The sequence below is a fragment of the Paenibacillus sp. J23TS9 genome, assembly GCF_018403225.1.
GTDB lineage: Bacteria > Bacillota > Bacilli > Paenibacillales > Paenibacillaceae > Paenibacillus_AQ.
Map to the genome: position 1 here is coordinate 870,014 of NZ_BOSG01000001.1, position 21,041 is coordinate 891,054.

General features: G+C 47.5%; 17 protein-coding genes. 15 read left to right on the forward strand and 2 right to left on the reverse strand.

Annotation, left to right across the window (positions count from 1 at the left end; all coding sequences use genetic code 11):
• Positions 1 to 22: 22 nt before the first annotated feature.
• The 5 genes from KJS65_RS04390 to KJS65_RS04410 all read left to right on the forward strand — a co-directional run bounded on the left by KJS65_RS04390 (position 23) and on the right by KJS65_RS04410 (position 5,477).
• Positions 23 to 1,162 (forward strand): exo-beta-N-acetylmuramidase NamZ family protein, encoded by a 1,140-nt coding sequence (locus KJS65_RS04390; RefSeq protein WP_213648737.1) that lies wholly within the window; start codon positions 23 to 25, stop codon positions 1,160 to 1,162.
• Positions 1,163 to 1,197: 35 nt separating this feature from the next.
• Positions 1,198 to 2,769 carry a glycoside hydrolase family 3 protein gene (locus KJS65_RS04395; protein ID WP_213648738.1) on the forward strand — a complete coding sequence of 524 codons (1,572 nt, stop codon included), beginning with the start codon at positions 1,198 to 1,200 and terminating at the stop codon, positions 2,767 to 2,769.
• Between the two features lie 20 nt (positions 2,770 to 2,789).
• Positions 2,790 to 3,716, forward strand: a complete 927-nt coding sequence (locus tag KJS65_RS04400) for an N-acetylglucosamine kinase (RefSeq protein ID WP_306432951.1) — start codon at positions 2,790 to 2,792, stop codon at positions 3,714 to 3,716.
• Positions 3,717 to 3,876: 160 nt separating this feature from the next.
• A complete protein-coding gene (locus tag KJS65_RS04405) occupies positions 3,877 to 5,013 on the forward strand; it encodes a winged helix DNA-binding domain-containing protein (RefSeq protein WP_213648739.1) in 1,137 nt (378 codons plus the stop codon).
• 98 nt (positions 5,014 to 5,111) lie between these two features.
• Positions 5,112 to 5,477: a type 2 periplasmic-binding domain-containing protein gene (locus KJS65_RS04410; RefSeq protein WP_213648740.1), complete on the forward strand. Its 366-nt coding sequence runs from the start codon at positions 5,112 to 5,114 to the stop codon at positions 5,475 to 5,477.
• A gap of 138 nt (positions 5,478 to 5,615) precedes the next feature.
• Here the strand turns inward: KJS65_RS04410 and KJS65_RS04415 are convergent, their stop codons facing one another.
• On the reverse strand, positions 5,616 to 5,996 hold the full coding sequence (locus tag KJS65_RS04415) for a VOC family protein (RefSeq protein ID WP_213648741.1): 381 nt from the start codon (positions 5,994 to 5,996) through the stop codon (positions 5,616 to 5,618).
• Positions 5,997 to 6,370: 374 nt separating this feature from the next.
• Between KJS65_RS04415 and KJS65_RS04420 the strand changes: the two genes are divergently transcribed.
• Positions 6,371 to 7,414 carry a hypothetical protein gene (locus tag KJS65_RS04420; RefSeq protein WP_213648742.1) on the forward strand — a complete coding sequence of 348 codons (1,044 nt, stop codon included), beginning with the start codon at positions 6,371 to 6,373 and terminating at the stop codon, positions 7,412 to 7,414.
• On the opposite strand, the gene KJS65_RS04425 is transcribed toward KJS65_RS04420, so the two are convergent.
• On the reverse strand, positions 7,411 to 8,025 hold the full coding sequence (locus KJS65_RS04425; protein ID WP_244864374.1) for a DUF1796 family putative cysteine peptidase: 615 nt from the start codon (positions 8,023 to 8,025) through the stop codon (positions 7,411 to 7,413). The two genes, KJS65_RS04420 and KJS65_RS04425, sit on opposite strands and share 4 nt — an antisense overlap.
• A 293-nt stretch (positions 8,026 to 8,318) precedes the next feature.
• Here KJS65_RS04425 and KJS65_RS04430 point away from each other — a divergent pair, with 293 nt between their 5' ends.
• The 9 genes from KJS65_RS04430 (at position 8,319) to KJS65_RS04470 (ending at position 20,521) form a co-directional block, all read left to right on the forward strand.
• A complete protein-coding gene (locus KJS65_RS04430) occupies positions 8,319 to 8,507 on the forward strand; it encodes a hypothetical protein (protein WP_213648743.1) in 189 nt (62 codons plus the stop codon).
• A gap of 266 nt (positions 8,508 to 8,773) precedes the next feature.
• Entirely contained in the window at positions 8,774 to 9,523 is a 750-nt protein-coding gene (locus KJS65_RS04435) for a sulfite exporter TauE/SafE family protein (protein WP_213648744.1), read from the forward strand.
• A gap of 291 nt (positions 9,524 to 9,814) precedes the next feature.
• Positions 9,815 to 11,248, forward strand: coding sequence for an SWIM zinc finger family protein (locus KJS65_RS04440; RefSeq protein WP_213648745.1), 1,434 nt, complete (start codon positions 9,815 to 9,817; stop codon positions 11,246 to 11,248).
• 27 nt (positions 11,249 to 11,275) lie between these two features.
• Positions 11,276 to 13,141, forward strand: a complete 1,866-nt coding sequence (locus KJS65_RS04445) for a HEAT repeat domain-containing protein (protein WP_213648746.1) — start codon at positions 11,276 to 11,278, stop codon at positions 13,139 to 13,141.
• Between the two features lie 13 nt (positions 13,142 to 13,154).
• Positions 13,155 to 14,255, forward strand: coding sequence for an ATP-binding protein (locus KJS65_RS04450; RefSeq protein ID WP_213648747.1), 1,101 nt, complete (start codon positions 13,155 to 13,157; stop codon positions 14,253 to 14,255).
• On the forward strand, positions 14,252 to 16,645 hold the full coding sequence (locus tag KJS65_RS04455; protein ID WP_213648748.1) for a DUF5682 family protein: 2,394 nt from the start codon (positions 14,252 to 14,254) through the stop codon (positions 16,643 to 16,645). Before KJS65_RS04450 ends, KJS65_RS04455 begins: the two co-directional genes overlap by 4 nt.
• Positions 16,646 to 16,647: 2 nt before the next feature.
• Positions 16,648 to 17,865 (forward strand): VWA domain-containing protein, encoded by a 1,218-nt coding sequence (locus tag KJS65_RS04460; RefSeq protein WP_213648749.1) that lies wholly within the window; start codon positions 16,648 to 16,650, stop codon positions 17,863 to 17,865.
• 587 nt (positions 17,866 to 18,452) lie between these two features.
• On the forward strand, positions 18,453 to 19,118 hold the full coding sequence (locus KJS65_RS04465; protein ID WP_213648750.1) for a spermine/spermidine synthase domain-containing protein: 666 nt from the start codon (positions 18,453 to 18,455) through the stop codon (positions 19,116 to 19,118).
• A gap of 221 nt (positions 19,119 to 19,339) precedes the next feature.
• On the forward strand, positions 19,340 to 20,521 hold the full coding sequence (locus tag KJS65_RS04470) for a stalk domain-containing protein (RefSeq protein WP_213648751.1): 1,182 nt from the start codon (positions 19,340 to 19,342) through the stop codon (positions 20,519 to 20,521).
• Positions 20,522 to 21,041 lie beyond the last annotated feature (520 nt).

A 21,041-nucleotide genomic window follows, 5' to 3' on the forward strand; every position in this document is an offset into this window, starting at 1 on the left:
TCTGATATGGGGGGAAGCAGCGATGATTCTAAACGGAATTGATACAATGATGGAAGCAGCCCATTTGTTCAAGGGAAAGAAGCTCGGACTGATTACTTCACCAACGGGCCTGAATAAGGAATATGTGTCCACGATACAAATTCTTCATGAAAATTTTCATCTGGCCGCACTCTTTTCGCCGGAGCACGGTGTACGGGGAGATCAGGCTGCAGGAGCGATGGTCGAAAACTATACCGATCCGATAACGGGTGTACCTGTGTACAGCTTGTATCGTAAGGATTCCAAACGACTGGGCCAAGAAATGCTCGATGAAGTGGATATGGTGGTTTACGATATCCAGGATGTTGGTACCCGCTATTATACGTTCATATATACGATGCTCTATACCTTGGAAGACTGCACGAAGGCAGGCAAGGAGATTGTTATCCTCGATCGGATCAATCCGCTCGATGGCGTGACTGTGGAAGGAAATATTCTGAAGCCAGGATATGAATCCTTCGTGGGCAATTACCCGCTGGCTGTTCGTTACGGGCTGACTGCGGGCGAAGTGGCAATGATGGCCAATGAACAGACGGGATGGAATGCCAAGCTTCATGTTGTCCGTTGTCAAGGCTGGGATCGCAAGATGCTCTTTCCTGAAACGGACCGTCAGTGGATTATGCCATCCCTGGGAATACCGCGTTTTGAAACAGCGCTCATTTATCCAGGCACCTGTTTGTTCGAAGGCACGAATATGTCGGAAGGGCGTGGTACAACCGCTCCGTTTGAAATGATTGGTGCGCCCTTTATCCATGCTGAGAAGTTGGCGGATGAGATGAACGGCCAGCAGCATCCAGGAGTGATCTTCCGTCCTGTATACTTCAAGCCATCCTTCTCCAAGTTTCAGGGAGAGCAGTGCAGCGGCGTGCAGATTCATATTACGGATACGCGGGCGGTTCAGCCACTCGAGACCGGTGTGAAGCTCCTGTTTACGATCAAGAATAACTACGAGGAATTCTCGTTCCTGCCCCCTCTGAAAGAAAATTCAAGACCATTTATCGATCTTTTGGGCGGCGACAACATGTATCGGAATGAGAACATTGATATTCCTGTCCTGCTTGAGCAGTTCCGTGAAGAAAGCCGCGAGTTCGCCAAGCTGAAGGCGCAGTATCATTTGTATTAAATAATATGAACGAATATGAAGGAGCCGATATCAAGATGAAAGAATTAACATTACGAGAAAAAGTCGGCCAGTTGATTGTTGCAGGCTTTCCCGGCCTTGACATCGATGAGCAGACGCAGCGTCTGATAGCCGATTATAAAATCGGGAATATCATTTTGTTCGCACATAATGTGAAGGACAAAGAACAGGTGAGATCCCTGTGTACCGACCTTCAGGCGAAGATCACTGAACATACGGGCCATCCGGCTTTAATCTCCATCGACCAGGAGGGCGGCCGCGTGACACGTCTTCCGAAGGAAGCCGTTAATGTGCCGGGTGCCATGGCGACTGCTTCGACAGGCCGTCCCGAAAATGCGTATGCCGCAGGACGGATTACTGCCCGTGAAATGCTGGCGCTAGGCATTAATTTCAATCTGGCACCGGTGCTGGATATCAACAACAATAAGAAGAATCCGGTAATTAACGTACGTTCTTACGGAGATACTGCAGAGATTGTGACGGAATACGGACTCCAAATGATGCGTGGCCTGCAAGAGGGAGGCGTACTCGCTGCAATCAAGCATTTTCCGGGACATGGGGACACGGCTGTGGATTCACATTTAGGGCTTCCCTCCATCGACAAATCGCTGGAAGCACTTGCCGAGCTTGAGCTTAAGCCTTTCCAGGCTGCGATCGACAGCGGAGCGGAATGCTTGACCAGTGCGCATATCCTGTACCCTTCAATTGAAAAAAATCAGGTTCCGGCTACGATGTCCAGAACGATTATAACCGACCTGCTCAAGGATAAAATGGGCTACCAAGGTCTTGTCATTTCCGACTGCCTTGAAATGAACGCGATTCAGGAGTTTTACGGTACCGCGGAAGGAGCAGTCGGAGCACTCAAAGCCGGTGTTCACCTGCTGTTTATCAGTCATTCCGGTCAGCTCGTGATGGATGCAGTGGAGCGGATAGAACAGGCTGTGGAATCCGGAGAACTGCCGATTGCCATTGTTGATGAAGCCGTGGCAAAGGTGCTGTTTTACAGAGCGAAGTACGGACAAGTGGTTCATGGTGATCTGTCTGATGCGGAAAATGAAGTGAATCAGCGAGCAGCCGAGGCTATCAGTCTTGAAAGCATTTGCCATGTCAGCGGACAGCTGGATACGGTTCAGCGGAATGACTTGGACACGATCATCATCGGCAGTTTGCCATACCGCCCGGACCAGGCATCGAGCCTCACCAGCACAGAACTGTCATTTCCGGCTGAAGCAGGAGCTTTGCTGGGAATACAGCATTTGATGACAGACTTCAATCCGGATGAACAGGAACAAATCCGAATTGTAGAACAAGTAAAAGGCTACTCCAAAGTGGTTGTTGGCCTGTATAATGGATGCGATCACACAGGACAGGTGGAGCTTGTGAATCGATTGTCCCGTGCGGGACATCAGGTGACTGCTGTAGCGCTTGGCAAGCCATATGATCTGGAAATGCTTGAAGGCGATATTTACGGTCTGGCAGCATTTGAATATACATCTATGGCGATCCGTTCTGTTATTCGAATTCTTGGCGGAGAAGCAGTGCCAACAGGTAAGCTTAGCCTTCGCAATGAATATGTACCAATGATTTAAGTTCAGAGAGCAAGGATGTGATGGCATCAGTGAAATTTGTAGCCGGTCTGGATGGCGGGGGTACGAAAACGGCGGTAACCGTCGCTGACGAGTATGGCGTGGTGGTAAAGACGTTTACTTCCGGGGCCATTAACTATAACGGCCAGGATGAAGTAAGTGTCGGCGCAAGCTTAAAGGAAATTGTTGAAACCATTGCACAGATTTGCGGAGGAATCGAGCATTGTGCGGAAGTATGTATTGGAGCTGCCGGCGTAAGCAATCCAAACGTTGTGAGTAAAATGACGTCTCAAGTCAGACTGCATGGATATCACGGCGGTCTGCATATTACGGGTGATCATGAAACGGCATTGGTAGGAGCCCACCGGAGACCATACGGAATGATTCTGATCGCAGGCACAGGGTCCATTGGACTTGGGAAGAACGAAGCCGGCTTAACCCACCGTGTCGGAGGTTATGGGCATCTGATTGATGATGAAGGAAGCGGATACAGCATCGGCCGTGATCTGTTATCCGCACTGGTTCAAGCACAGGATGGCCGTATACCACGGACGATCATCACCGATATGGTGTATCAAAAGCTTGCGATCAGTTCCGTTCAGGAAATCATCGGTTTCGTGTATGATAAGCGCACCAATAAAAAAGACATTGCAGCGATTGCTCCGATACTCTCCGAGGCCTGCGCGGCAGGTGATCCGGCAGCCTTGAGTATTGCGGAAAAGAGTGCTTTGTCGCTATTTCAGCTGGTCATTCCTGTCGCGGAAACTCTTTCCCTTCAGAAGAATAGCCTGGCGATGGCAGGCAGCGTGCTGCTCAAGAATACCTTTGTGCAATCGAAATTCAGGGAATTGCTGATCGGACGCTATCCTGAAATGGAATGTATTACGCCCAAAAGCGATGCATCCATGGGCGGCGTATATATGGCATTACAACGTTTAAAAGAGCATTAGATATTTTAGTTTGGTTATGAGCCGGGAGATATTCTCCCGGCTCATTCTATTGTTAAAGAAGACAGGGGGATTTTAATCGTATATTTCATGAAGTTTTATTGCTCCGAGCTTTGATAAAACGTATATTGTAAATAATTGATGTTGTTAAAGGAGACAGAGTATGACCGGTAATCTAAGCCATGCTGGTATTTACGGAAAAACGCCAGAGATCATGACAAAGCGGGCCTTGAACCGTGCACTGTTGGCCAGACAGATGCTTATGAGCCGAGTCCACCTGCCGGCGCTGGAGGTCATAGACAAGCTTGCAGGATTACAAGCACAGGCTCCGAACCCGGTATATTTTGCCTTATGGACGCGGATTGAAGGTTTTGGTCATGAAGAATTAACAGGATTAATTGAAGACAGACAAGCCGTACGTATTGCTCTGATGCGATCCACCATTCATCTGGTATCTGCGCAGGACTGTCTGAACTGGAGGCCATTGTTCCAACCTGTACTGGATCGTGGGTTTAAGGGTAATTATGGAAAAAAACTCACGGATTTAAATCTGCAAGAAATTGCATCAGCCGGCCGTGCATTGGTAGAATCACAGCCTTTAACACTGAATGAATTAGGGATAAGGCTGAGTGAGCATTGGGGAGGACGTGACCCTGAAGCACTGGCAATGGTTATACGGAATATGATCCCTCTGGTTCAAATACCGCCTCGCGGACTGTGGGGTAGAAGAGGGCAAGCTGCATATACAACTGCCGAAGCATGGCTTGGCAGAACATTGCAGGCCTGCACGGATCTAAACGCCTTGGTTCTTCGATACTTGGCTGCCTTTGGTCCGGCTTCAATTAAGGATATGCAGGTGTGGTCCGGACTAACCAGGTTGAAAGATGTGGTGGAAAGACTGCGGCCGCAGCTGGCAATCTTTATGGACGAAATGGGTACTGAGCTGTTTGATCTTCCGGACGCTCCGAGACCTTCACCTGATACACCCTGTTCTCCGCGCTTTTTGGGAGAGTTCGATAATATTCTCCTCTCCCATTCGGACCGTTCACGGATTATGGAAGAGGCTGATCGTAAAAAGGTATTTACGATCAATGGGATCATCCGCTCAACCATTTTGATCGATGGATTTGTGGGGGGATTATGGAAGCTTGACCAGACCAAAAATAGTACGAAGCTGATGATTGAGCCCTTTCAATCGCTAACTTCACGAGAGATGAATGGGCTTCGCGAAGAAGGAAAGAAGCTGCTGGAATTCGCTGCACCTGGGAATCACGAAACGGAGATACAGTTCACAAACTAGGTATCAAGCCGATGCTATATATTATTGAAATGAAATTTGAATAATGGGGAGACTGAGAAGGACACGAACGCAAGGATTGCAGAAGAAATTATGTTCCTTTGGCATTCGGATATTCCAATTATTCCAGGGCCGCCAGTCATGGCCATAGACTCCGTTTTGCCGATATCCCATCGATGACACGGAAACCTGAGCACGCTTTGCTGGGTGGTGTCGGAATCGCAGTATCAGCCAAATCTGACCATATCCCCTTGGCAGCGGAGTTTGCAGAATATGTGGCAAGCCCTGAAATTCAGAGCTCCTTATATTACGAAGCAGGGGGGCAACCGGGACACTCCGCAGCTTGGATGGATGAGAAGATTAACAAGGATTCTGGCGGCTTTTTCTTCTCGACACGCGAAACGCTCGAATTTAGTTACATGCGGCCCAGAAATCAGGTGTTTCCTGCTTATCAGGAGAATCCTTAATCACATGAAACGAATACTTGGTTTCTTTGGCGCTGTCGATCATCTGGTGAAGATGATATTTGTCAGCGTCTTTTATTTATAACTCTTTTTTTAAGTCTGTCTTAGAAACGACATTAGATCAGAGGAATTGAACTTTACTTATGAGGATAGCCATTCTAAAAACTCAAGTCGATTTCCAAAGGGATCGTTTACATAGAATCGTCTTATTCCTTCGGGAGTCCTTGCTTCATCATCAATTATTGGAATATTGTTGTGCTGCAGTTGTTCGCGCAATTCATCCAAGTTCTGTACATGAAATGCTGGGTGGGCTTTTACAGCGGGAACAAAATCCTTTTGTACTCCAATATGTACTTGATGAGTACCGCATTGGAACCAAACCCCACCACGTTTTTTTAGGGCTTCAGGTTTTGGAATCTCCGTCCAACCCAATAGGTTATTGAAAAAATTCCGAGCCTCTGTTTCGCAGCCTTCCGGTGCGGCAAGTTGAACATGGTCAAGACCATAGAAAGTGTAAGCCATACATCTTCCTCCTCCTATTAGGTTTCGAACAATGAAACATGGTTTCATTTAACAATTTCATTTTATAATAATCCCAAATTAAAATCGAGTTATTTTTGCGCAGTCTAAAAGCATCCATATTTATAAAGGATCCTTTTATATATAAATAAAGTCATCACTTTCGTTTATACATAAGAATGGGATAAAACGTCGAAATGAAAGATATCCTGCGATTACCCGAGAAATAAACAAGCATTTCCCATGCAATGAACGAAAATAAAGTAAAGGGAATTAACCGGGAAGCAACTTGAATCTGGAGTATCAAAGAATATGGGTTAATATGGAATGAAGTGAAGTGATTCATGAATATTCTGCTTTGGAGGTGCTGACTGTTGATGAAGATCGGATTAGCGCGGAAACATGCTGCAGAATGGGTTATGGCATATGCAAGTGCGGATAAAGGTTACTTGGGGGCATACTTTAGCGGTTCTACCGTAGGGCGATCAGATGAAGACTTGCTGCCTGTCGGTTCGGATGTGGATGTTGTCGTTGTCAGGGACGGTGATACGGCTCCTTCAAAGCTGGGGAAATTGTTGTACCGGGATACTTTAATTGAGATTACTTATTTATCCTCTCGGCAGCTGGAATCAGCAGAAAATGTTCTGCAGTCCTATCATCTTGCTGGCAGCTTCCGCATCAACACGCTGATTGATGATCCTACGGAATACTTAAGTTTGCTGCAAAAGAAAGTTTCCCGACATTTTGCGGAGAGAAAATGGGTGAGCCTCCGTTGTGAGAATGCTCTTAAAAAAATAGAAAATGGGATTCAGTCCTTGAATCCCTCTGCTCCCTTGTATGAGCAGGTCACATCCTGGATGTTTCCGACCGGAGTGATGACACATGTTCTTCTTGTCGCTGCGCTCCGCAATCCGACTGTGAGACTACGCTACCTGGCAGCGCGTCATGTGTTGGAGGAATATGGTTACGAAGAGTTCTATCCAATGCTGCTTAAATTGTTAGGATGTGAAGATTGGACTGCGGACAAAGTAGAGCATCATTTAGCTGGGCTTGAAAAAACATTTGATGCTGCTGCAGCGGCAGCCAAGACAGCATTCTTTTTCAGCTCTGACATCACTCCTGAAGCGAGGCAGATAGCCATTGACGGAAGTCGGGAACAAATCCGGGCAGGCAATCACCGGGAAGCCGTCTTTTGGATTGTGGCGACCTACGCGAGATGCCATCAGATATTAGCAGTTGACGCTTCAGCAGAAATACAGCGCGAGCTGACTCCCTTTTTTGTGGAATTGATCGCAGACTTGGGAATTCATTCAAGTGAGGATCTTGTCCGCCGCGGAGAAGAGGTCATGCGTTTTTTACCGAGACTCTGGAAGATTGCTGAAGAGATCATGCTGGCAAATCCGGAGATTGTGAATAATTAGAGTGATATGGAACTAAGCAGGGATTTCCATGCCGCAGCATCGCCCTCCCATGTGCTTCCGTGAGGAATTTGAACAATGGTGATTCGTTCATGCTCGGATATCCGCTGTATAATGGAAGATTTCTTACTGGGTATGACGAACAGAAAATGCAGATTCGGATTCGCATAGGCGTCGGTTATCGCATGATAGAAACGGAGTGCATCCGCGGGATTGGATATGGTTCTGATCAGCAAAACTTCGGCATCGGATGATAAATACGAGACGAAGCGCGTGATTCTCCGGGCCAGTTTTTCTTTGAACCATGCGTAATCATATAACGGAGGTTGATCAGGGGCATTGTTAAAGTCGTGAAAGGATAAGCAGGAGGTCTGAAGATCCCGCACGTAGTAGCAATTCTTTGACTTTCCGTACACCTCCAGATGCTCAAGTTCCATAAAACCTTGAAAACGCCCGCGTAAAACCTTGCATACCGCCTCCGTTGAAGCAAAATTAAACCAATCCAGCGGACCGGCAGCTTTTCGTAATTGATTACGTCTTAATTGGGAAGCCACCTGGCAGCTATGGCCGAGACTAAAGATCACATCGAATGCTTTATTTATCAGTAGTCTCACCTCCTTAAACGATTAGATCTATTATTGTATTCGCTAGAGTAAGAATTGGATTGGATGAAAGTTATGGAGAAGAGGGGGATTGTTAGTATGAATATGCATAAACTGAAAGCTAGTGTAATGGTTATGTTCATACCAATCTTACTGATAGGCTGTACACAAAAAGAACAAGTAGACGAGAAAGCAATAACCACTTCGGTTTCACACTCATGGGCGTGTGATTTTGTTCATTGGAATGACGTTTCATACCGGTTAACTGACATTAGGATTACGTTAGTTATCGGGAGGTAGGGACTGTGGAATCTCTAATTACGAATGAGACCATTGAAGGTCATGGGGTATATTCCAACAGATTTATCGAGGGCACTAAGCTGTACTCCATTCCTGAAATCAGCACGGACGACGCGATCGCTGTGATGATGAACGATGGTTACTACAAAATGGTTAATACGGTTAAGGAAAGAGTGGAACAGAAGGATCAATAAAAATGTATTGGGATAACTTGAAGGATTGTCTGGATCAACAGACAGTCTTTTTTTTATTTGTCTTCGATTAAAAACGCTAAATTAACGATTCCACTCAGACGCATTATATCCTGTCTAAATAGCTTCTTTGTTACCGGTATTGATCCCTGCCTTACTATAGTGGTTTTGAGTGCTTAGATAGAGTTCTGAGAGCGTTAAAATCGCTATTTTCTTTGGGTTTTTGGTATGTTATCATTTCAAAACAGAAAGAGGAGGTAGATTCATTCATGTCCATTACGCTTATCTTGTTGGCTGTAGCTGCAGTTTTTATCGGTGCTCTTATGAGATCCATGTTTGGCTTCGGTGAGGCGATCGTGAGCATGCCTTTGCTTACGCTTTTGCCGATCCCGCTCCATACTTCGGTTTCTTTGATCGGTTTAGCCGGTTTAACGGTCGCTTTATTGACTGTTTTCAGTGGCTGGCGTCATATTGAACGGCCTGTCCTCTTCCGGCTGGCTGTTTCCACGGTCATTGGCATTCCGGTCGGGCTTATCGTATTGAACACCATTCCTTCATACATCATTACATCCATATTGGGCATTTTTCTCATCGGTTACGGGGCGTATTGTTTAATTAAGAAAAACCTCTCTAAAGCGATTGATCATCCGCTGCTCAATAGCCGCGGCTGGGTTTGGCCTTTCGGATTTGCTTCAGGCGTGCTGGGTAGTGCATATAACATCAATGGTGTGCCGGTCATGATTTACGGTACTTTGCGGCGGTGGAACCCTGAACGTTTACGAGGCACATTACAGGCGCATTTTCTGGTTTCCGGAATACTCGTTGTAGCGGGGCATGCTTTGGGAGGATTATGGACAGCAGACGCCTTTGTTTTATACGCATATTCTATTCCAGCCATTCTATTAGCTACAGGCCTCGGGGTTCTATTGAATAAGCGGATTCCAGCCAGGAAGTTTGAACGCATTTTATTTGTGATCATTACTGGGTTAGGCATTCTGTTGTTGTTTCCGCGTGGGTAATGATTCTTTCATAAATACGCAGAATTGCAGTCTTGGCTCATTGAATAAAATGGTAGGAATTACCCTGTTAATACTATGATATGGACAGATTACAGATTGATTATGGTTATTACACCATGATGGATCTGTTTTTTTTATTCATAGCTCCATATTCTAAAATGGGAATGCCTGTTCTTAAATAGGACTTAAGAGGGTAGGGGCGATTCATATTATTAGGTATGATTTAACTTATAGGGTTAATATCATAATCTTGGTGGTACTGCATAACTTACCGAGCGGGAGGGAAATCGTTTGATTGAAATTTCAGAGAATTGGATTGATTCGCAGGCACCCAATAGTGCTGCGATAAAAAACGGACATGATCTTATAAAAAAAGGGAAGTTTACAACGCTTCACCATTCTGAGGACCAGCAGGTGCTATTTGGGACATGTGCGGGCAGCGGGAAGACGCCGTATGTACCTTCTGTGGATTTTGTGATTCCGGATAAACCTGTGATGCGCTGCAGCTGTCCGAGCAGGCAAATTCCGTGCAAGCATGTACTTGGTTTGCTGTATGCCCATGTGCAAGGCAAGCCTTTTTCCGCAGCGGCGGTGCCGGATGAATTGGCTGCCAAACGTGAGAAAGCCGAGAAGCGGGAAGAGAAAAAAGCGAAGGAAGCAGCTGACGGGGTTGCGGTCAAGCCTAAGAAAGTAAATAAATCGGCCCTGAAGAAAAAAGTGATGGCTCAGCTCGAAGGATTGGATGTACTGGAAAAGCTGACTCATTCCTTGATACGCCGTGGTCTGGGAACGCTGGATACAAAAGAGCTTAAAGTCATCCAGGATCATGTTAAGCAAATGGGAAGCTTCTATTTAAACGGGGCTCAGATCCAGCTGCGTAAGCTGCATATGATTCTTTCGGCAGGCGGCAATCCCGAACTTACCTATACTAATGCCGCTGAACAATTTGCTATCATCCATGCCTTTATCAAAAAAGGAAGGGCACATCTGAACGCGAAGCTTCAGGATACCGAACTTGCGTTAGACTGTGAATCCACCATTGAAGAGTGGCTGGGTCATGCTTGGCAGCTCTCAGAGCTCAGGGAAGCAGGTCTGGTTAGCCCGGAGACGGAACTAATCCAGTTATCTTTCCTCAGCTATGATGATTCATCCCGTCAGGAGTTTGTGGACTGTGGTTACTGGATTCAAAAGGACAGCGGCGAGCTTCATTGCACATTACAGTACCGTCCATATAAGGCGGCGAAGCTGATGCGGGAGGAGGACAGCTGTTTTGATGTTGTTCATGTGCCGGCTCTCTATCGTTACCCGGGTGATATGAACCGCCGAGTGCGGTATGAGTCCTTCACCACTAGACCGGTGGAAGAGCAGGACATTGCCCGAATACGGCAATATGCTGCCCATTCCTATGCCGAGGCTATAAAAAAAGTGAAGAATCAACTCAAAAATCCGCTGGGTGATCCGAATCCCGTGATGCTGCTGCATGTGGAGCAGGTGGTGGCTGATAAGGAAGGCCGATTATTCATCTCGGATTCGAACGGGGAGACGCTTGGACTACAGGATCTGCTCGATGACTCCACGGTTAACCTGTTGAAGTATTTACCTGATGACAGCCTGAAGGATGTCTCAATGCTGGTTATGTTCGATCATAATACTCAAAGCGGACAACTGCAAACGCAGCCGCTGAGTATCATAAATAAACAAGAGATTATCCGTTTGCTATATTAACATGCAGAATTGGAGGAGATACGCATAATGAGTCATGCATTGCTGATGGAGCTGAACGAAGAAATCAGACGCTTATATATTGCTGGGAGTGACCTCGCAGCCGGAGACTATCGGCTGAAACGGCTGCTGCCGTCTTTTGAACAGCTTGGTGAACGGGCGCCGGTGTTTAAAAAGCTTGCCGAAGGTGTCCATGGCTTAATCGAAGCAGATAACAGCACCGATACGGACTCTGCCCGGCAGCTGCAGATCGTGAACCAGCTGCTGCAGTCCGTATTACATACCCAAGGCAAGGCGGCAGCAGAAGGAGAGACAACACCGTTTATAAGTAAACCTCTTTTGCTCCCAACCCGCCTGTCATATCGCAAATTATCTGCGGTTCGGACCGCACTGACGACACGTGGAGGTGGACGTCATGAAGTTATTCTGGAAGCTTACAGAGAGGGATTATTCCGGGATTTGCGACTCCTGCCGCTTGCCGTTGAAGCGCTTAACGACCCTTATGTAGAAATCGCAGAGTTTGCCATGACGGATATTCTGCCATCGTATGGACCGGAAATCGTGCCGCATCTTCTTGAAAGCTTTCAGCCTGCCGGGGGCAAACTCGAAGCACGCAAGCTGACCGTCATTTCAAAGAGCGGTGGTCAAGATGTAATACATGTCGTATATGAGGCTGCTGTTTCAGGTTCGGATGAGATCCGTACAACAGCCATTCGGCTGCTGGCAGGGAACCAGGAATATGAACAAGCGCTGCTGGACTTTAGCCGGGACAAGAAGAAGGGTATCCGTGAAGCTGCATACCATGCGCTCGCGGACAGTGGCTGGGAAAGTGCGGCTGAACGTCTGTACGAGGCTTCCAAAGGCAAAGACTGCGATCTCGTGAATTCTTCACTGACCCGGTGCCAGTCGGAACAATTGACCGGATGGCTTACACGGGATTTCTCGGATATTTTGCAGTCGCTGCAAGAGATAGAGGGAAACAAGCAAAAAACGGAGGAGATCTGGACTCAGGTAAAACGGTATCTCTGGTCCCTGCATCAAAAAGAGAGTCCTGAGCTAGAGGAACTGTATTTGAATGTCCTGCGTCAATATAAACTGTATATGTATAAACTCGGCTGGGTATTTTTGGCCAATGAAGCAATGAACTATATGAAACAAATAGACTCCGAAGAAGGTCGACAGCTCATGGAGGCAGCCGTGGAATTGGATTTAAAGCATTATGCCGGCACCAGCTCCTATGCGCGCGAGATATTCATTAAAGCACAGCCCGTTTTGTCCCCGGAGCGGTTATACGAGGAATACGCCAAGATCCTGATGGACCGGCTTCATGCATCAGCCGTAAGCCGCAGCGCCAATTATTGTAAACAGCTGCTGGATACGATGGAGGACCTGGTCATATCCAGGAGGTACCAAGCTTATAACAGGGAATGGGCATATGGTAAAAATGAAGGCTATACCTATCATGTGGAGATGCTGCCACAGGAGGAGATCGCTGCAAGCTGGGACTCAAGGTGGCTTGGGCATTTTATGGAGCTGGATCATATGGCCCTGGTTAGTGCATTTGCCCGTCCAGGACAGACTGAAGCGGCTTCTTATTTGCTTGGCAAGCTGCAGAATTCACCGGAATTTCGTAATCGTTTCGCCAATTTGGCAGTGATCGGGCTGGTTCGCGCAGGTATCCCGGAAGCTCAACTGCATGAAGCACTCGTTCGTGCACTGGAGGATGAACGGAATACCGATTGCCATGAAATCGAGCCGTACCTGTTCAATCAATTATGCCGACTTCCCGCAAGCTATGCTGAGCGAATCCGGTCTGCGTTGCCTAAGTTCAAGTCCAACGCAGAGGAGCAGCTGGAATTCATTTTGAAGGATTTGACGTCATCCATTCATTCATAAAGGAGTGTTATCTATGAGTACGGAACAAGCCATGCAGGATATCATGCGGCAGCCGTCTGAGCTGTTGTATCGGGAGGAGTTAAATGCATTAATTCAAGAGGATCAAGGGAAAATTCCGGCAGGTTGGCAGATGTCCCCGCAGTCGGTATTAAAATTTATTGTGGGAGGTAAGGCGGGAAAACAGGTCATTACACCAAAATATATCGGTAATCCACGTATTGTTGAAATGGCGATTGCGACGCTCGTCACGGACCGGGCGCTGCTGCTCATCGGTGAACCGGGAACGGCCAAATCCTGGCTGTCCGAAAATCTGTCTGCGGCCATCAATGGAAATTCTGGTCTCGTCGTGCAGGGGACGGCGGGAACCACTGAAGAGCAGGTACGATATTCCTGGAACTACGCCATGCTGCTGGCGCAAGGGCCAACGCCGGAAGCGCTAGTGAAAAGTCCGGTGATGAGGGCGATGGAGGCTGGAGGAATTGCCCGTTTTGAGGAAATATCACGCTGCGCCTCCGAGGTGCAGGATGCCTTGATATCCATACTTTCTGAAAAGACAATTTCTGTGCCTGAGCTCGGTAAGGAAATGAATGCCCGTAAAGGATTCAGCATTATTGCCACAGCCAATACCCGCGACCGTGGCGTGAATGAGATGTCGACGGCACTCAAGCGCCGCTTTAACATAATTGTCTTGCCGGCGCCTGCAGATCTTGAAACCGAAATGGAAATCGTGAAAAAACGGGTTGCCGAGATTGCTGCCTCTTACGATTTACAGGCGGCAGTTCCTGCGGATGAAGCACTACAAAAGGTTGTGACCATATTTAGAGAGCTGCGCAGTGGTATGACCCTCGATAAGAAGGAAAAGGTGAAATCTCCGGCAGGCGTCATCTCGACGGCCGAAGCCATTTCCCTGCTTACGAACAGCATGGCGCTGGCGGCGAGTTTTGGAAACGGACATATGACAGATGAGGATTTAGCGGCAGGACTGCAGGGGGCCATCGTGAAAGATGATGATAAAGACCGGCTTGTATGGAAGGAATACCTGGATAATGTGATGAAAAAACGCGGGGCAAGTTGGCGTGGTCTTTATACGGCATGCAAGGAGATGAATCAATGAATGCGGCCAGCGGCGCTGGGGTACATATTTTTGGCGTCCGGCATCTGTCGCCGGCCGGCGCTTTTCATGTCGCAGATTATTTGGAGCAGGTACAGCCTACAGCGGTATTAATTGAGGGGCCTTCAGATGCAACCTCTGAAATCCTCCACCTGACGAACAGCTCCACGAAACCGCCCGTTGCTATTCTTGCATTTACCGAGGAACTGCCTGTGCGAACGGTGCTGTGGCCTTTTGCTGTATATTCCCCCGAGTATCAGGCGATGATTTGGGCACGAAGAAATGGAGCTCACTGCGCTTTTATCGATTTGCCTTCATCTTTAGCTGTCTGTTTACAGGATGTACGAGGGGAACATGGGGAGAATCATTCGGGTCCAGATGAAGCCGAGGAATCAGAAGGGCAGCAGGCATTGGAGTCCAATACCCATAGATCAGAGCAAAGGGCAGAAAGTGACCGGAGTGAAAAGGCAGAAGACAGCAGCTCCATCTACAGCAGGATCGCGGAAATATCCGGAGAGGTGGATTACGACACGTATTGGGAGCGCAGCTTTGAGCATAACCTGAGCCCGGATGCTTACCGGCGGGCCATTTTGGCTTATTCGGGCCAGATGCGAGAGCTTACGGAGGAACAGGAGCGTAATAATCAGAGACTGGAATACGCCTATAATGCGGTACGTGAAGCCTATATGTGCCGGAAAATTGCAGATGCCATCGCGGCAGGCCACAAACCGGATAAAATTGTGGTGATCTGCGGGGCTTACCATGCTTCTGCTTTGATCAATCTTTCATCTGCGATGACCGACGATGAATTAAAGCAGCTGCCTTCCCGCAAGACGAAGCTGACGCTCATGCCTTATTCTTATTTGAAATTGTCGTCTCTCTCCGGCTATGGTGCCGGCAATATTGCTCCGTACTATTTTGAAATGATGTGGGGACATATGCTTCAAGGCACGCTTGGGGATTTGCCTCATCATTACCTGTCATCGGTGGCGGGTGATTTAAGAAAAGCCGGCACGCACCGCTCGACTGCGGAGGTAATCGAGGCGGTACGGCTGGCTGAATCCCTTGCAGCGCTGCATGACGGCTTGGCCCCAACGCTCAGGGATCTAAGGGATGCAGCCAAAACACTCCTTGGAAGGGGAGAGCTCTCGGTAATTGCGGAGTCATTGGCAAGAACAGAGGTTGGGACGTCGATCGGAGAATTGGCAGAAGGCGTCAGCCAGACACCAATTCAGGAGGATATGAAACGACAGTTGAAGCGGCTGAAGCTGGATAAATACAAGTCGGCTGTTGCAAGCGATCTGATCCTCGATCTGCGCGAGAACCGTAGGGTGTCTTCGGAAGAAGCTGCCTATCTCGACCTGAACCGCTCATTCTGGTTTCATCGCTTGAAACTGCTGGGGATTCATTTTGTCAAAGAAAGCGTCAGATCTCAGGAACAGGCCATCTGGGCGGAACATTGGGTTGTCCAGTGGTCACCTGAAGTGGAGATTGAGGTTGTTGAATCCACGCTGCTCGGCGAGACGGTGGAAATCGCAGCGGGATTTGTCCTGCAGCAGCGGCTGGAAAGCTGCGCCTCAATTGAAGAAGGATCTGGGCTTATTACTATGGCATACGAGTGTGGAATGATTCATCAGATGGAGGCTGCCCGCCAGACCTTGCAAAGACTTGCGGTTGAAAGCCAGGATGTTGTACACATTGCGGCAGCGGCCAGAAAGCTGTCGCAGCTGATTCGTTTCGGAGGAGTACGAAGAATGAATACGGCGCCGCTCGTACCACTGCTTCAGCAGCTGTTTATGCGGGCCTGCCTATTTTTATACGATGCGAGTCAGTGCAATGATGAAGTGGCGCAGGCGATGGCTTCGGCGATCAATGAAATGAACCATATCGCTTCGGAACACAGCGAAGAAGTTGATGAAGCATTATGGATTCAAGAGCTGGGCAAGTTGTCAGACAGGGACGATGCTCATCCGCGTCTTTCGGGACTTGCTTGTGCCATTTCGCTGGAACGTAATGATATTACGGCGGAGCAATGCGCTGCGGAGGTATCCCGGCGGCTATCTCCGGGTATTCCGGCAGATCTTGGGGCAGGATGGTTCGAGGGGCTTGCGATGCGCAACCGCTATGCGCTTTTATCGCGAATGAGCCTGTGGGAACAGCTGGATGAGTATATTTGTACACTCGAGAACGAAGAGTTCGTGCGAGCACTTGTATTTTTGCGCCGTTCATTTAGTGTCTTCACCCCGAAAGAGAAAACGATGGTAGCCGAGCTGCTTGGTGAGCTTTGGGGTGCGGATACGGAGCAGGTAGCGGAAATACTCATGGATGACCTTAAGGAGGATGATACACGGATGCTGAATGAATTAAATGATTTTGACTTTGAGGATTTTTAAATATGGGAAACAATGCAGAACATCAGGCATTATCCCGTTGGCGGCTCATTCTGGGCACGGCTGCTGAAGAGGAACTGAACCGCTACAGCAGCGGCGGTCATTTGGAATTGTCCAGCGATGAGCTGATTATGGACCGGGCACTCGCTGCTATTTATGACCAAACGGATGATTCCGGGCAAGATGGCGGAACTTCTTCGGGCGCAAAATCACGTAACGCAGGTCAAGGGAAGTCCGCACCGCGGTTAGCGCAGTGGCTCGGGGACGTGCGTGCTTTTTTTCCTGACGACGTGGTCTCCGTTATACAGAACGATGCCATGGAGCGAAAGGGCTGGAAGCAGCTTTTGTTTGAGCCGGAAGTACTGGCAAGTGTAAAACCGGATATACAGCTGGTCGGAACTCTGTTGTCACTTAAAGGGAAAATACCGGAGCAAACGAAAGATACCGCACGAATGCTGGTGCAGGCCGTGGTGGATGAACTCGTTAAAAAAATGGAGCAGGATATTCAAAGGGCCGTTACCGGTGCGCTGAATCGCAGGCAGCATACGCCGCTTTCCTCATTAAGCGGAATAGACTGGAAGCGGACAATCCAGAGAAATCTCAAACATTATGATGCCGGACTACAGCGGATCATTCCCGAACGATTCTATTTCTATGACCGTGCAAGACGGAATAAGGAATGGACGGTTATCGTGGATATCGACCAGAGTGGCTCCATGGCGGAGTCGGTCATCTGGGCATCGGTAATCGGATCGATTTTTGCCAGCATACCTGCGCTTGATACCCGCGTCGTTGTGTTCGATACAGAGGTGGTTGATCTGACAGAACAATGTGCGAATGATCCCGTGGATATGCTGTTCGGTATTCAGCTTGGCGGTGGTACGAATATCGATAAATCAGTAGCATATTGTGAGCAGTTTATTCAGGAACCCAAAAAAACATTGTTTATTATCATTTCTGATCTTTATGAAGGTGGTAACCAGTCAAGGCTGATACGGCGTATGCGAGAGATGAAGGAATCCGGTGTGAAGACACTCTGCCTGCTCGCGTTATCCGATGAAGGTAAGCCATTTTATGATGAGCAGCTGGCCAAGGCTTTGACGAAGGATGGAACCCCTTGCTTTGCCTGTACTCCCGCGCTGCTGCCGCAGTTGGTGGAAGGTGCGTTAAAAGGACAGGATCTGTCGGAGCTAGCCAAGAGGCTGGAGACGAAGGGAATCTGAGAAGCATCCGATCAATTCACGCAAGTGGGTCAATGGGCGCAACAGACGAAATCGATAAGCGGATATTGATGATGGAATCCATAGGGTACGGTGTTCAAAAGCGTCTCATATCGTCCATAGTAAGGGGTTGAAATTCAACCAATAACCTGTAATCCATGTAATATCCGTATATAGATTTCGTCACTTTGTTTGCACGCACTTCAAATGCTTTCATTCTATACCTAAATAATGCTTTAGCGTTACATCAAACAGGTCGATTATGATCAGTTGCCACCATGATTACCCTGTTTTTTTTATCATATTTTCTCACAGGTTTTCAACATAAACGTATTTACGAGTAAATACCCCAATGGATATCGTTATCGGGAATATCGAAAGTTGGAAACTCAAACTTCATAATAAGGGGGGGGATTACATATACCGAATAGATCTCTTATTTATAATTCACCAGATTACACGCGGGATATCCAATAAGCGGGTCTTCGGCTTAACGGATGCCTTTTATATGAGATAAAGACTATCTTCAGTTTTAAGGGCTATAATAGAATATATAAAGTGATATTTTACCAAAAGAGGAGGTCGGAACCTTGGATTACACACCGGAAATCATTGAACGCAGTCATACGGAGCGAGGTGACATTCAGCTACAAAAAAGAGAGCGTCATTATGAGATCATTTACAACGGCATCTTTTTAATGGCAACATATAATGGGAAATCGGAACGTTTGCTCGTCAGCAGTGCTTTGGAGAGATGCAGGAGCGCGCATAGGGTGCTCATTGGCGGTCTTGGAGTCGGATTTTCACTGGAAGAAGCGTTATCCGATTCCAGAGTCGGGAAGGTGGATGTCGTCGAGATTGAGGAAGTGATTATTCAATGGAACCGCAGTCATCTGGCGCCTCTCTCCGGTTTTGCGCTGGATGATCCCCGTACCCAGGTTATCCACACAGACCTGGTGAAATGGATGAATTCAGCTCATGAGCCTTATGATGTCATCTGCCTTGACATTGATAACGGCCCGGATTGGACCGTCTCGGAATCGAATAATGGACTTTATTCGGAGAAAGGGATTGAGGCATTAATCAGGCTGCTTCGTTCCCATGGAATCATATCGTTTTGGAGCGCTATGGCTTCGCCTGAATTCGTGGATCACTTAAAAATCTTTTTTGATGAGGTTGAGGTTAAATTTGTTCCTCAGGAACGTGGCGAACCCGACTATATATATCTGGCTTCTTCTCCAAAGATCATGCATTAGCGAAGCGAATATTTAATTTATATAAGCCTCTCATAAGTTCTGCGAACTATGGGGAGGCTTATTTCTTTTCAGGCTTGGTAACGAACAGGCACATATATGACGATTAACGCTGGCGGCTATTCGTTGCATATGACCGGAAATTGGCTGACTTGTAACTAATCACTATTCTGTCCCGTTAAGTAAATAAGAGAAAAAATTCAATCAAGAAGGGATGGAAGACGATGAAAAAATGGTTATGTCTGATGATATCCGTAGCCGCCCTGAGCCTTGGAACGGGTTCACTTATAGATGCCGCTCCCGCGTCCTCAACGGAGCCGAAGGGCGATGTAGCGAAAATGTACAGAGTTAAGCATGAAATGAAATTTGATCTTCAAGGGAAAGACGCAACGCTTGACGGTAAGGCCATTACGGCGGACAAGCCCATACTGAAAGGGGGGCGTGTATATGTTCCTCTCCGTACCCTGCGGCAGTCTGGTGCAGCGGACAGCGTTACCTGGGATGCAGCGAAACGGCAGGTGCAAGTCGTGATCCATCCGGAACTACAACCCGCGTTTACTAAACTGACCTTCCAAATCGGTTCGGAGGATGCGTACCTTCCGGATGGAAGCAAGATTGGCGAGAAGATCCCTACCCCGTTTCTTGCTTCGGGAAAGGCATATGTGCCTGTTCGGGCGTTATCCTGGCTTGGAATGGCTGTATCCACCGTCAAGGACACGGTGAGCTTGGACTGGAGCGATAAAGTCATAGAGGTATTGAAGACGGAATGGGAGACTGATCAAACCAGCGCCACGTTTACCATGTTGTATCAGAAGGATATGTATATTCCACAGTACATGTATTCATTAGGAAGCGGCGGCTGGGCTGGTGAAACAGGCAAGGTCACTGAAAAGGATATATCATTGGATGGAAGGGTGTATAACCGTATGCAATTCACAGTGAATTTACGACCCGGACCCAATCCGGTGATGCTCACAGCCGTGTCGGCTGGCAGCAAGGTAGTCACTGTGAAAAGAAAGGTAACAAATATTACCTCGCTACCGGTCACCATAACGGAAGAGGGGGAAGATAACATTACTTTCACCAACCCTATCCATGGCTATATCCAGATAAGGCCTGAACAAAAGATTGATGTGTCGGGGGATATTCTGCAGCATAATGACCTGTTTGATAAGCTGACCGTCAGCATTGAAAGGTATCAACCGTCAAGCAAGGACAGCTATCAGGTATATGAAGTGGAGAATAGTTTCAAGCTGCCCATTAAGGACCAAAAATTCGCAGGCTCGTTCACATTAAGCCAAAAAGGCAGCTATCTGATCAGAGTAATCAGTCCTGCCTATATTCCTTTCCTCGAAAACGGACCATCAATGACACAATGGGCTGAATTCGCGGTAGAAGTAGAGTAGTGCTCTACCTGTTATGGTCATACTGTGGGAGATTGAATAAAGGCACCCCGTAGGAAATTAATGTTCCGCTTGCTTGATCAGATTAGTGCGGATTTTTTCTAATATTAGCGATGAATTGCGAGCTCTGAAAAAGGTGAGAATGGTACGCCCGGATGCATGAATGTGGAGTTGAACCGGGCGTAACCATTCTCACCTTAAATATTTGTTATCTTTTATCTTACGGTTGAGTGGTATTTTGATCTCTCATCACATGATGATAGTGATAATGATGATGGTGGTGGACATGGATATAGTGCTGACCATGCGGGTAACTGGTAGTATGATAATAGGGATGATGCATATGTTCATGGCCGTAATGATGAGGTGATTGGGGATCTCTTTGTTGAGATCCTTGAATGTTATAGTTTTCCTGAATCATAGATTTTCCCCTTCCGTCTCGTGGTTGATACATATTATGCCTACACAGGAATAGCGACACTTGGCCTAAATTAATTGGGCTACCTATTATCCATGTTTGTTT